The organism is Enterobacter sp. JMULE2 (assembly GCF_013337145.1).
Taxonomy (GTDB): Bacteria; Pseudomonadota; Gammaproteobacteria; order Enterobacterales; family Enterobacteriaceae; genus Enterobacter; species Enterobacter mori.
Genome location: NZ_SGWD01000010.1, coordinates 370101 through 382043, shown reverse-complemented (window position 1 = coordinate 382043; position 11943 = coordinate 370101). Strand labels below are relative to the sequence as shown.

Genomic DNA, 11943 nt, shown 5'->3' with positions numbered 1-11943 from the left:
ATATTCCCTTGCGCAAATAGCTTTTTACCCCGTTTTGTTTTTATAATATGGCGCACTTTAACCAGCAAAGAGTGCGACCATGATTGATACACGCCTGCCTTTAACTGATATTCATCGTCACCTTGACGGTAACATTCGTGCCCAAACCATCCTCGATCTTGGCCGCCAGTTCAATTTAACGCTTCCAGCACAAACGCTTGAAACCCTGATCCCACATGTTCAGGTCACCTCGAATGAGCCGGATCTGGTCAGCTTCCTGAGCAAACTCGACTGGGGCGTAAAGATGCTGGCCTCGCTCGATGCCTGCCGCCGCGTGGCGTTCGAGAACATTGAAGACGCCGCCCGTAACGGCCTGCATTACGTCGAGCTGCGCTTCTCGCCGGGCTACATGGCAATGACCCACAATCTGCCCGTCGCGGGCGTGGTGGAAGCGGTGATTGAGGGCGTTCGCGAAGGGTGTAAAGCTTTCGACGTTCAGGCACGTCTGATTGGCATCATGAGCCGCACCTTCGGTGAAGCAGCTTGCCTTCAGGAGCTGGAAGCGTTGCTGGCGCATCGTGACCAGATCACCGCTGTCGACCTCGCCGGGGATGAACTAGGCTTCCCGGGTAGCCTGTTCCTCTCTCATTTCAACCGCGCGCGTGACGCGGGCTGGCATATTACCGTTCATGCGGGTGAAGCAGCTGGCCCGGAAAGCATCTGGCAGGCCATTCGCGAGCTGGGCGCAGAGCGTATCGGCCACGGGGTGAAAGCCGTCGAAGATCGTGCCCTGATGGATTTCCTGGCAGAGCAGCGTATCGGGATTGAGTCGTGCCTGACGTCTAACATTCAGACCAGCACCGTAGCCACGCTGGATAAGCATCCGCTGAAAACCTTCCTGGAACACGGCGTGCTGGCCTCGCTGAACACCGACGATCCGGCGGTTCAGGGCGTGGATATTATTCACGAATACAACATTGCCGCACCGCAGGCGGGCCTGAGCCGCGAGCAGATCCGCCAGGCGCAGATTAACGGGCTGGAAATTGCGTTCCTGACGCCTGAAGAGAAGCAGGCGCTTAAAGATAAAGTGGCTCGCGGTTGAGCATTTGCCGGGTGGCGCTGCGCTTGCCCGGCCTACAAAAAAACATGTAGAACTTATGCCAGACAGAGCGTGGCGCGATGTTTGGCAGATTCAATGCCCAGTTCAATCAGCTCCATGATCTGAATCGCCTGGCTGGCCGGAACCGGATTCTCCCCCGTCCCGTTGAGCGCATCACGGATAGCCGCGTAATAAGCCGGATAGTTCCCTGGAATGGTCAGCAGCGTTTCCTGAACCAACTCTTCACCTTCCGCGCGCGTCAGCACGCCATCACGCATGTCGTAGCCCCAGTCCTCTTGCGGCAAACGCTCACCGTTTTTCAGGCGGTCCTCCTGCGGATCCAGACCAAACTTCACGTAGCTACCGCGCGTACCATGAAGGATATAACGCGCCGATTCCGCGGCGGCGAGCATCGTCCCGTGCAGTACGACACGACGCTGCGGATAGCTCAAAACGGCATGGAAGTAATCTGTCGTCTGCGCGCCAGGCCGAAGCTGCGCTAAATCAACCGTCATACTCACCGGCAGACCAAACAGATTGACGGCCTGATCGAGTAAATGCGGCGCTAAGTCATACCAGATACCGCTTCCGGGGCCCGCCTGTTCACGCCAGCGGTTACGCACCTGCGGACGAAATCGGTCAAAATGAGATTCAAAATAGCCTATTTCACCGAGAGTGCCTTCACTAAGCAGGGCTTTCACCGTCAGGAAATCACTGTCCCAGCGCCGGTTATGGAAGACGGACAACAGCCTGCCAAGACTTCTTGCCAGCGCATCCAGCTCGCGCGCCTGTGACAGTGTCACGGTAAAAGGTTTATCGACCACAACATGCTTACCCGCTTCCAGCGCCGCTTTAGCTAACGGAAAGTGCGTGTCGTTTGGGGTGGGAATGACGATGACATCAATATTCGGATCGTTGAAAAGATGTTTAGGCTCAGAAACAACCGGAACGGTTGGCCAGTCGGCATGTACTTTGGCGGCATCACTGCTCGAAACCGCCCCCAGAGACATTCCCGGCGTCCCGCTAATCAGAGGCGCATGAAAGGTTTTACTCGCGTAACCATAACCAATCAGCCCGACACGGATATTTTCACTCATCGTAGTGCCCTCCTGTCATTATCTTATTTCACACTGGCTTTGCGGGTATTACTACACATTAATAATGTGTCATATGACTTAAAATAGCACCTTGCACCAGATGTTTTTGTTACAAGGATGTAACTCACTAAGATTGATTAAGGGTATCGTTCCCAAACCGCTTGCCGAGGTCAGTGCTGCACGGTAACATTTGCAATCTGTATTTATGGATAAATTACAAACACGAGTTATGTCATCAATAATTAATCGAATCATTGAATTAGCGGGATGGATTGTCCTTGGGGTTTCGGTCATTTTGCTTGGCGTTGCCAGCCACATCGATAACTACCAACCGCCGGAGCCTGTCACCGTCGCACAACCGAAGTAACGCCCTTGTGACACATTCTGTCAGTTGCATATTGCCAGCCGTGTTGAACAGGGTTAACCTTCTCTTCCAGGCATCGTCTGATGCCTGAATCTTTCAGCAAAGAAAACTCCTAATTTCGTCACATTACGTGAGTGGGCTGTTTTACGCCTTTATTTATCCGTTTATTATTCGAACGAATTACCGACACGGGTATTACTCACTTTTATATGGAAACTTATTAACATGACAGTTCAGGACTATTTATTAAAATTTCGCAAGATCAATTCCCTTGAGAGCCTGGAAAAACTGTTTGACCATCTAAACTACACGCTGTTGGATAATCACGAAATTATCAATATGTATCGCGCTGCTGATCACCGCCGGGCGGAACTGGTCTCCGGTGGCCGTTTGTTCAACGTCGGGGAAGTGCCGAAGTCCGTATGGCGTTACGTTTTATAAGAAAGTAGCCATCCGCGCGAAATGTTATATACTCTCCGCCCTGCAAATTTCTGTATAACCTTTCGCGCAGACTATGGGAGAGAGCATGACCGTATCGCCTGGAGAAAGAATTGGAGGCTGGTTAATCGCCCCGCTGGCATGGCTGCTGGTTGCATTATTAAGCGCATCGCTTGCGCTGTTACTCTATACCACCGCGCTGATCACACCTCATGCCATTCAGACCCTGATGTCGCAAAGTGTGCTTAATATTGCGTTGTGGTTTGCCTCGTTCGTCTTCGCCATCGGGATGTGGTACTACACGCTCTGGTTGACCATTGCGTTCTTTAAGCGCCGCAAAAGTGTGCCAAAACATTATATTATCTGGCTGCTGATTTCCGTGCTGCTGGCGGTGAAAGCCTTTGCTTTTTCTCCTGTTTCTGACGCGCTAGCGGTTCGCCAGCTGTTATTCCCGTTACTGGCTGCTGCGCTGCTGGTCCCTTACTTCAAGCGTTCGACGCGGGTGAAGAAAACCTTCGTGAACCCGTAATAACCTTACTGTTAACCTGTTGTCGCCTGTCGTGCTTTGTCCGATAATAGGCGGCTTTTTTATTTCAGGCTGAATAATGACCGATTACTTACTGCTCTTTGTCGGCACTGTGCTGGTTAACAACTTCGTTCTGGTGAAGTTTCTTGGCCTGTGTCCTTTTATGGGGGTTTCCAAAAAACTGGAGACCGCGATGGGCATGGGGCTGGCGACAACCTTCGTCATGACGCTGGCGTCCATCTGCGCATGGTTGATTGATACCTGGATCCTGATCCCGCTGGACATGATCTATTTGCGCACCTTGTCCTTTATTCTGGTCATTGCGGTCGTCGTGCAATTTACCGAAATGGTGGTGCGCAAAACCAGCCCGGCGCTCTATCGCCTGCTGGGTATCTTCCTGCCGCTGATCACCACCAACTGCGCCGTACTCGGGGTGGCGTTGCTGAACATCAACCTCGGGCATAACTTCATGCAATCGGCGCTGTACGGCTTTTCTGCCGCCGTCGGTTTCTCATTTGTTATGGTGCTGTTTGCCTCTATTCGTGAACGTCTGGCTGCAGCGGATATTCCCGCACCCTTCCGCGGAAACGCCATTGCACTGGTGACGGCGGGTTTAATGTCTCTGGCCTTTATGGGCTTTAGTGGTCTGGTGAAGTTGTAATGAGTGCTATCTGGATTGCCATCGCCTCCATCAGCGTGCTGGGGTTGGTGTTTGGCCTGATTCTGGGTTACGCCTCACGCCGTTTCGCGGTTGAGGACGATCCCGTTGTCGAAAAAATTGACGAGCTGCTGCCGCAAAGCCAGTGCGGGCAATGTGGCTACCCCGGCTGTCGGCCTTATGCCGAAGCGGTTGGCGTGCAGGGTGAAAAAATCAACCGCTGTGCGCCCGGTGGCGAAGCGGTGATGCTCAAAATTGCCGCCCTGCTTAACGTTGACCCGCAGCCTGTTGACGGCGATGCCGAGGTGCAGGAACCGGTTCGCGCCCTCGCGGTGATCGACGAAGCGAACTGCATCGGCTGCACCAAATGTATTCAGGCCTGCCCTGTTGATGCCATTGTGGGCGCAACCCGCGCCATGCACACCGTTGTGGCCGATCTGTGCACCGGCTGTAACCTTTGCGTGGCCCCCTGCCCAACGCAGTGCATAGAGCTGCGCCCGGTTGAAACGACTACCGAAAGCTGGAAATGGGATCTTCAGACCATTCCGGTTCGCAATATTCCTGTGGAACAACATGCTTAAGTTATTTTCTGCTTTCAGAAAAGAGAAGATTTGGGACTTCGACGGCGGTATCCATCCCCCGGAGATGAAAACCCAGTCAAACGGCACGCCGCTGCGACAAATTCCGCTGGCGACGCGTTACGTCATGCCGCTCAAACAGCATATCGGTGCGGAAGGCGAACTCTGCGTTAAAGAAGGCGATACCGTTCTTCGCGGCCAGCCGCTGACCTTTGGTCGGGGACGAATGCTGCCGGTACACGCCCCCACCTCCGGTAAAGTGGTGTCGATCGCCCCACATACCGTCGCGCACCCTTCAGCGCTGTCTGAACTGAGCGTGATTATTGAAGCCGACGGCGAAGACCGCTGGATCGACCGTGACGGCTGGAGCGATTACCGTTCCCGCAGCCGCGAAGAGCTGATTGAACGCGTCCATCAGTTCGGCGTGGCCGGTCTTGGCGGCGCAGGTTTCCCGACGGGTACCAAACTGCGCGGCGGTGGCGACAAAATTAACACGCTAATCATCAACGCTGCGGAATGCGAACCTTATATCACCGCCGATGACCGTCTGATGCAGGACTGTGCCGCCCAGGTGGTGGAAGGTATTCGCATTCTCGCCCATATTCTGCAGCCACGAGAAGTGCTGATCGGCATTGAAGACAATAAGCCGCAGGCCATTTCCATGCTGCGGGCCGTGCTGGCGGGTTGCCATGATATTTGCCTGCGCGTAATCCCGACCAAATACCCGTCTGGCGGCGCAAAGCAGCTAACCCAGATCCTCACCGGTAAACAAGTACCGCACGGTGGCCGCTCCTCTGACATCGGCGTGTTGATGCAAAACGTCGGTACGGCGTATGCGGTAAAACGTGCGGTGATTGACGGCGAGCCGCTAACCGAGCGCGTGGTGACCTTGACCGGTGAATCGGTGTCCCGTCCAGGCAACGTTTGGGCGCGTCTGGGTACGCCGGTGCGTCATCTGCTGGAGCAGGCCGAGTTTTGCCCCGGTAGTGACCAGATGGTGATCATGGGCGGCCCGCTGATGGGCTTTACCCTGCCGTGGCTGGATGTCCCGGTCGTCAAAATTACTAACTGTCTGCTCGCCCCCTCTCCGACCGAGATGGGTGAAGAACAGGAAGAAAAAGGCTGCATCCGCTGCAGCGCCTGTGCTGATGCCTGCCCGGCGGATCTGCTCCCGCAGCAGCTGTACTGGTACAGCAAAGGCCAACTGCACGACAAAGCGCAAGCCCACAATCTTGCCGACTGCATTGAATGCGGTGCCTGCGCCTGGGTCTGCCCAAGCAATATTCCGCTGGTGCAATACTTCCGTCAGGAGAAGGCCGAGATTTATGCCATCTCAATGGAAGAGAAGCGCGCAGCCGAAGCCAAAGCGCGCTTTGAAGCCCGTCAGGCGCGTCTCGAACGCGAGAAAATCGCCCGCCAGGAGCGCCATAAACAGGCTGCCGTTCAGCCTGGTGAGAAAGATCAGGACGCCATCAACGCTGCACTAGCGCGCGTGCGGGAGAAAAAAGCCACTGCAGCGCAAACCCTGGTGATCCCGGCAGGCGAAAAACCGGATAACAGCGAAGCGATTGCGGCACGCGAAGCGCGCAAGGCCCAGGCTCGCGCCCGTCAGGCAGAGAAAGCAGAAACTGCCCAGCCTGAAACGGGCGTCGATCCGCGTAAAGCGGCGGTTGAAGCGGCAATTGCCCGTGCCAAAGCCCGTAAAGCGGGTCAGCAGGACGTGGTTGTTGAGAAAGACGCTGAAGATCCGCGTAAAGCTGCCGTCGAAGCGGCCATTGCACGCGCGAAAGCGCGCAAAGCAGCGCAGCAGGCGCAAACTGCGGAGCCCGAAGTGCCGGTTGATCCTCGCAAAGCCGCTGTCGAAGCCGCTATCGCTCGGGCCAAAGCGCGCAAAGCCACCCAGCAGGAAGAGCAGCCGCAGGCCGCAAACGACGATCCACGCAAAGCCGCCGTCGCCGCCGCGATTGCGCGCGTTCAGGCGAAGAAAGCCGCACAACAAGCAGTTAACGAGGATTAAATGGTTTTCAGAATCGCAAGTTCCCCTTACACCCATAACCAGCGCCAGACATCGCGCATCATGATGCTGGTCTGCCTGGCGGCGTTGCCAGGCATCGCCGTTCAGTTCTGGTTTTTCGGCTGGGGAACCCTTTTCCAGTTGGTCCTTGGCTGCGCCAGTGCGTTAGCGGCGGAAGCGCTCGTGTTGAAGCTGCGAAAAATGGCGGTCTCCCGCATTCTCGCTGACAACTCCGCGTTACTGACCGGGCTGCTGCTTGCGATCAGTATTCCACCGTTTGCCCCATGGTGGATGGTGGTGCTGGGTACCGTGTTTGCGGTGATTATCGCCAAACAGCTGTACGGCGGGCTTGGTCATAACCCGTTTAACCCGGCGATGATCGGCTACGTGGTGCTGCTGATCTCCTTCCCGGTGCAGATGACCAGCTGGTTACCACCCCATGAAATTGCCGCCACGGTTCCTGGCTTTATGGATGCCCTGCACGTTATCTTTACCGGCCATACGGCACTCGGCGCGGATATGAACGCGCTGCGTATGGGCGTGGACGGTATCAGCCAGGCAACGCCTCTCGATACCTTTAAAACGTCCCTGCACGCCGGGCACAGCGTTGAGCAGATCATGAAATCCGCCATCTACAGCGGCGTGCTGGCCGGTGCAGGCTGGCAGTGGGTCAACCTGGCGTATCTGCTGGGCGGCCTGTTCCTGCTGCAACAAAAAGCGATCCGCTGGCATATTCCCGTCAGCTTCCTCGTGACGCTGGCGGTTTGCGCTACGCTGGGCTGGGTCTTCTCTCCTGAGTCACTGGCCAGCCCGCAGATGCATCTGCTCTCCGGCGCGACTATGCTGGGTGCATTCTTTATTCTTACCGACCCGGTTACGGCGTCAACCACCAATCGTGGCCGTTTGATCTTCGGCGCGCTGGCGGGTCTGCTGGTGTGGCTGATTCGCAGCTTTGGCGGTTATCCGGATGGGGTAGCGTTCGCCGTCCTGCTTGCCAACATTACTGTTCCGCTCATCGACTACTACACGCGTCCGCGCGTGTACGGTCATCGCTAAGGGTTTCGCCATGTTAAAGACCATGCAAAAACACGGCGTCACGCTGGCTATTTTCGCTGCGGTGCTGACCGGCCTGACGGCGCTGGTGAACGAGCTGACAAAATCGACGATTGATGAGCAGGCGGCAAAGCAGCAAAAAGCGTTGTTTGATCAGGTGATCCCGTCTGACTTCTACGATAATGACCTGCAGAAAAGCTGCTTTGTTGTAGAAGCGCCGCAGCTTGGTAAAGGCCCGCACCGCGTCTTTATCGCCCGCAAAGGTGATCGGCCGGTGGGTGCAGTCATGGAAACCACGGCCCCCGACGGTTATTCCGGAGCCATTCAACTGCTCGTCGGCAGCGATTTTTCCGGTACCGTACTGGGTACCCGTGTGACGGAGCATCACGAGACGCCGGGCCTTGGCGATAAAATTGAAACACGCTTAAGCGACTGGATTTTGCACTTTGCCGGTAAAGTGATCCACGGCGAAAATGACGCAGCGTTTGCGGTGAAGAAAGATGGCGGTGAGTTCGACCAGTTCACGGGTGCGACCATCACGCCGCGCGCCGTGGTTAACGCTGTAAAACGCGCCGGGCTGTATGCTGAAACGCTGCCTGCGCAGATTAACAATCTTCCGGTCTGTGAGGAGTAGCCATGAGCCAGGTTAAAGAGGTTATTGTTCAGGGGCTGTGGAAGAACAACTCCGCGCTGGTGCAGCTTCTGGGGATGTGTCCACTGCTGGCCGTCACCTCTACTGCAACCAACGCACTCGGTCTGGGGCTGGCGACCACGCTGGTGCTGACACTGACTAACCTGTCCATTTCCGCACTGCGCCGCTGGACGCCTTCGGAGATCCGTATTCCGATTTACGTCATGATCATCGCGTCGGTGGTGAGTATCGTTCAGATGCTGATTAACGCTTACGCGTTTGGCCTGTATCAGTCGCTTGGGATCTTCATTCCGCTGATCGTGACCAACTGTATTGTGGTCGGGCGTGCCGAGGCGTTTGCCGTGAAGAACAGCCCGGCGATGTCGGCGCTTGACGGTTTCGCCATCGGTATGGGGGCGACAGGTGCCATGTTTGTCCTCGGCTCGATTCGTGAGATCCTCGGCAACGGTACGCTGTTCGACGGTGCAGATGCGCTGCTGGGCGGCTGGGCAAAAGCGTTGCGTATTGAAGTGTTCCACACCGATACGCCATTCCTGCTGGCCATGCTGCCGCCGGGTGCTTTCATTGGCCTTGGCATGATGCTGGCGATAAAATACCTGATTGATGAAAAACGTAAGCGCCGCGCGGCTGAGCGTAGCGTTCTGGAAGGGACACCCGAGAAGGCTTCATGAATAAAGAAAAGCGCATTGCGATCCTGACCCGTCTGCGGGACGAGAACCCGCACCCAACGACGGAGCTGAATTTTACCTCCCCGTTTGAGCTGCTGATCGCCGTGTTGCTCTCTGCGCAGGCTACCGATGTCAGCGTCAATAAAGCCACCGCCCTGCTCTATCCGGTGGCCAATACGCCGAAGGCGATGCTTGAGTTAGGCGTCGAAGGCGTGAAGTCGTATATCAAAACCATCGGCCTGTTTAACAGCAAGGCCGAGAACGTGATCAAAACCTGCCGGATTTTGCTGGAACAGCACGGAGGCGAAGTGCCAGAGGATCGTGCCGCGCTGGAGGCACTGCCCGGCGTCGGACGCAAAACGGCGAACGTGGTGCTGAATACGGCCTTCGGCTGGCCGACTATCGCCGTCGATACGCACATTTTCCGCGTCTCTAACCGCACCAACTTTGCGCCTGGCAAAAACGTTGAACAGGTTGAGGAGAAGTTATTAAAAGTCGTTCCGGCGGAATTTAAGGTCGACTGTCATCACTGGCTGATTTTGCATGGCCGCTATACCTGCATCGCACGCAAGCCTCGCTGCGGCTCCTGCATCATCGAAGATCTTTGCGAATATAAAGAAAAAGTCTATCCCTGATCGCTTTAGCGTTTTTCACTCCCGAATCAAAACCCTATAAAAGGAAGGCCCTCTGCATACCTTCCTTTTGCCCGTAATTTGTCCGCTTTTGCGCTATCCCACCTTATGGATTGTTCGGCCATTTAACACTCAAACAGGTTAATAGTTTTTTCATCACCAAAAATTTCTATACATCTGTGATCAAGATCACTCTGATAACGTCATGTTGGATTTTTGTTGTCAAACCCCTCGCAAAACCTTCGCCTGACAAGAATTAACCGTCCATATACCGCATATAAGACCAGTCATTTTTCAGATTATGGGCTATATCACTACATTAAAGGTCAAATAGCAGAACATATTGCCATATCGGGCTGGAAGGGGGTTGGGGGTAGTGAAAAAAACCAACAAAACGCAACGGGTGAAATTTAACGCTGAATAACATTTGTGTGACCCGTGGATTATACCACCTAAGTTATATGTAACAGAGTATTTCAAACATATTGCCAGATGGGTCAGGATAGTGAACATTACCCGCCGTTTCCCCTCCCAATATAACTATAAAGCGGATGGACTACGGTCATCACGCTATGAACACCCCCGTTAATATGGGATGTAAAAAAAGAGGTATATGTGTCTACTGCAAACAATAAACCAACAAATGAAAGCGTGAGTCTCAACGCTTTTAAACAGCCGAAAGCGTTCTATCTCATCTTCTCTATCGAGTTATGGGAGCGTTTTGGTTATTACGGCCTGCAAGGGATCATGGCGGTTTACCTGGTTAAACAACTGGGTATGTCCGAAGCGGATTCAATCACGCTGTTCTCCTCCTTCAGTGCTCTGGTGTACGGTCTGGTTGCTATCGGCGGCTGGCTGGGTGACAAAGTCCTCGGCACCAAACGCGTCATTATGCTGGGCGCCATTGTCCTGGCGATTGGCTATGGTCTGGTTGCATGGTCTGGACACGATGCGGCTGTGGTCTATATGGGTATGGCAACGATTGCCGTCGGTAACGGTCTGTTCAAAGCGAACCCGTCCTCCCTGCTCTCTACCTGCTACAACAAAGATGATCCACGTTTGGACGGTGCATTTACCATGTACTACATGTCCATCAACATCGGCTCATTCTTCTCCATGCTGGCAACACCATGGCTGGCAGCGAAATTCGGCTGGAGCGTGGCCTTTGCGCTGAGCTTCGTGGGTATGCTGATCACCGTTGTGAACTTCCTGTTCTGCCGCAGCTGGGTTAAAGACTACGGTTCTAAGCCAGACTTCGAACCGGTTCACATGGGTAAACTGCTGGCCACTATCGTAGGCGTTGTCGTTCTCGCCGCGATCGCCACCTGGCTGCTGCACAACCAGGGCGTTGCACGTGCGGTTCTGGGCGTGGTTGCGCTGGGTATCGTCTGCATCTTTGCGAAAGAAGCCTTCGCCATGCAGGGCGCTGCACGTCGTAAGATGATTGTCGCGTTCATCCTGATGCTGGAAGCGATTATCTTCTTCGTGCTGTACAGCCAGATGCCAACTTCCCTGAACTTCTTCGCTATCCGTAACGTTGAACATTCAATCCTCGGTATCGCGTTCGAACCTGAGCAGTTCCAGGCACTGAACCCGTTCTGGATCATGATTGGTTCCCCGATTCTGGCCGCTATCTATAACAAGATGGGCGACCGTCTGCCAATGCCGCACAAGTTCGCCGTGGGCATGGTGCTGTGCTCTTGCGCCTTCCTGGTGCTGCCGCTGGGTACCAAATTTGCCACCGACGCAGGTATCGTCTCCGTTAACTGGCTGATCCTGAGCTACGCCCTGCAGTCTATCGGTGAGCTGATGATCTCCGGTCTGGGCCTGGCGATGGTTGCACAGCTGGTGCCGCAGCGTCTGATGGGCTTCATCATGGGTAGCTGGTTCCTGACCACTGCGGGTGCGGCAATCATTGCAGGTAAGATTGCTAACCTGATGGCGGTTCCGGAAAACGTGACTGACCCACTGCTTTCCCTGAACGTGTACGGCACCGTGTTCATGCAGATTGGTATTGCCACGGCGGTTATCGCTCTGCTGATGCTGTTGACCGCGCCTAAGCTGAATCGCATGACTCAGGACGACGACAAAACGTCTAAAGCGACCGAAACCGCTACCGCGTAATGTCATCGGGAAACGACTGAATGGAAAGAAGCCGCTAAAGCATTAGCGGCTTTTTTTTTAT

The 11943-nt window shown here is 54.8% G+C and carries 13 protein-coding genes; 12 read left to right on the top strand and 1 reads right to left on the bottom strand.

Translation table 11 applies throughout. The features are described 5' to 3' along the window. Nucleotides 1-79 precede the first annotated feature (79 nt). A complete protein-coding gene (add, locus tag EXW94_RS02765; RefSeq protein ID WP_010430386.1) occupies nucleotides 80-1081 on the top strand; it encodes an adenosine deaminase in 1002 nt (333 codons plus the stop codon). Nucleotides 1082-1134: 53 nt separating this feature from the next. On the opposite strand, the gene EXW94_RS02760 is transcribed toward add, so the two are convergent. Next, nucleotides 1135-2175 (bottom strand): oxidoreductase, encoded by a 1041-nt coding sequence (locus EXW94_RS02760; RefSeq protein WP_089599521.1) that lies wholly within the window; start codon nucleotides 2173-2175, stop codon nucleotides 1135-1137. A gap of 241 nt (nucleotides 2176-2416) precedes the next feature. On the opposite strand from EXW94_RS02760, the gene blr reads away from it, so the two are divergent. The 11 genes from blr to dtpA all read left to right on the top strand — a co-directional run bounded on the left by blr (nucleotide 2417) and on the right by dtpA (nucleotide 11882). Continuing rightward, a complete protein-coding gene (gene blr, locus EXW94_RS02755; RefSeq protein ID WP_168112406.1) occupies nucleotides 2417-2542 on the top strand; it encodes a division septum protein Blr in 126 nt (41 codons plus the stop codon). Between the two features lie 222 nt (nucleotides 2543-2764). After that, nucleotides 2765-2980, top strand: coding sequence for a transcription modulator YdgT (gene ydgT / locus EXW94_RS02750; RefSeq protein WP_108416867.1), 216 nt, complete (start codon nucleotides 2765-2767; stop codon nucleotides 2978-2980). Between the two features lie 85 nt (nucleotides 2981-3065). Beyond that, on the top strand, nucleotides 3066-3506 hold the full coding sequence (locus tag EXW94_RS02745; protein ID WP_010430380.1) for a DUF2569 domain-containing protein: 441 nt from the start codon (nucleotides 3066-3068) through the stop codon (nucleotides 3504-3506). Between the two features lie 76 nt (nucleotides 3507-3582). Continuing rightward, nucleotides 3583-4164: an electron transport complex subunit RsxA gene (gene rsxA, locus EXW94_RS02740; RefSeq protein ID WP_120158804.1), complete on the top strand. Its 582-nt coding sequence runs from the start codon at nucleotides 3583-3585 to the stop codon at nucleotides 4162-4164. Continuing rightward, entirely contained in the window at nucleotides 4164-4742 is a 579-nt protein-coding gene (rsxB, locus tag EXW94_RS02735) for an electron transport complex subunit RsxB (RefSeq protein ID WP_042716342.1), read from the top strand. The genes rsxA and rsxB overlap by 1 nt, the downstream gene beginning before the upstream one ends. Beyond that, nucleotides 4735-6756, top strand: coding sequence for an electron transport complex subunit RsxC (gene rsxC / locus EXW94_RS02730; RefSeq protein ID WP_174339416.1), 2022 nt, complete (start codon nucleotides 4735-4737; stop codon nucleotides 6754-6756). Before rsxB ends, rsxC begins: the two co-directional genes overlap by 8 nt. Continuing rightward, nucleotides 6757-7809 (top strand): electron transport complex subunit RsxD, encoded by a 1053-nt coding sequence (rsxD, locus tag EXW94_RS02725; protein ID WP_089599515.1) that lies wholly within the window; start codon nucleotides 6757-6759, stop codon nucleotides 7807-7809. Nucleotides 7810-7819: 10 nt separating this feature from the next. Beyond that, the gene (gene rsxG, locus EXW94_RS02720) at nucleotides 7820-8440 is read left to right on the top strand and encodes an electron transport complex subunit RsxG (RefSeq protein WP_174339415.1); all 621 of its coding nucleotides are present in this window, start codon (nucleotides 7820-7822) and stop codon (nucleotides 8438-8440) included. A 2-nt stretch (nucleotides 8441-8442) separates the two neighbouring features. Next, nucleotides 8443-9129, top strand: coding sequence for an electron transport complex subunit E (locus EXW94_RS02715; RefSeq protein ID WP_120158807.1), 687 nt, complete (start codon nucleotides 8443-8445; stop codon nucleotides 9127-9129). After that, nucleotides 9126-9761, top strand: a complete 636-nt coding sequence (gene nth, locus EXW94_RS02710; RefSeq protein WP_008500570.1) for an endonuclease III — start codon at nucleotides 9126-9128, stop codon at nucleotides 9759-9761. Before EXW94_RS02715 ends, nth begins: the two co-directional genes overlap by 4 nt. Nucleotides 9762-10373: 612 nt before the next feature. Next, the gene (gene dtpA / locus EXW94_RS02705; RefSeq protein ID WP_174339414.1) at nucleotides 10374-11882 is read left to right on the top strand and encodes a dipeptide/tripeptide permease DtpA; all 1509 of its coding nucleotides are present in this window, start codon (nucleotides 10374-10376) and stop codon (nucleotides 11880-11882) included. Nucleotides 11883-11943 lie beyond the last annotated feature (61 nt).

What these genes read in the sequence shown, in the direction of transcription:
- add (WP_010430386.1), top strand. Translation starts at nt 80, where the DNA reads ATGATTGATACACGCCTGCCTTTAACTGATATTCATCGTCACCTTGAC.
- EXW94_RS02760 (WP_089599521.1), bottom strand. Translation starts at nt 2,175, where the DNA reads ATGAGTGAAAATATCCGTGTCGGGCTGATTGGTTATGGTTACGCGAGT.
- ydgT (WP_108416867.1), top strand. Translation starts at nt 2,765, where the DNA reads ATGACAGTTCAGGACTATTTATTAAAATTTCGCAAGATCAATTCCCTT.
- EXW94_RS02745 (WP_010430380.1), top strand. Translation starts at nt 3,066, where the DNA reads ATGACCGTATCGCCTGGAGAAAGAATTGGAGGCTGGTTAATCGCCCCG.
- rsxA (WP_120158804.1), top strand. Translation starts at nt 3,583, where the DNA reads ATGACCGATTACTTACTGCTCTTTGTCGGCACTGTGCTGGTTAACAAC.
- rsxB (WP_042716342.1), top strand. Translation starts at nt 4,164, where the DNA reads ATGAGTGCTATCTGGATTGCCATCGCCTCCATCAGCGTGCTGGGGTTG.
- rsxC (WP_174339416.1), top strand. Translation starts at nt 4,735, where the DNA reads ATGCTTAAGTTATTTTCTGCTTTCAGAAAAGAGAAGATTTGGGACTTC.
- rsxD (WP_089599515.1), top strand. Translation starts at nt 6,757, where the DNA reads ATGGTTTTCAGAATCGCAAGTTCCCCTTACACCCATAACCAGCGCCAG.
- rsxG (WP_174339415.1), top strand. Translation starts at nt 7,820, where the DNA reads ATGTTAAAGACCATGCAAAAACACGGCGTCACGCTGGCTATTTTCGCT.
- EXW94_RS02715 (WP_120158807.1), top strand. Translation starts at nt 8,443, where the DNA reads ATGAGCCAGGTTAAAGAGGTTATTGTTCAGGGGCTGTGGAAGAACAAC.
- nth (WP_008500570.1), top strand. Translation starts at nt 9,126, where the DNA reads ATGAATAAAGAAAAGCGCATTGCGATCCTGACCCGTCTGCGGGACGAG.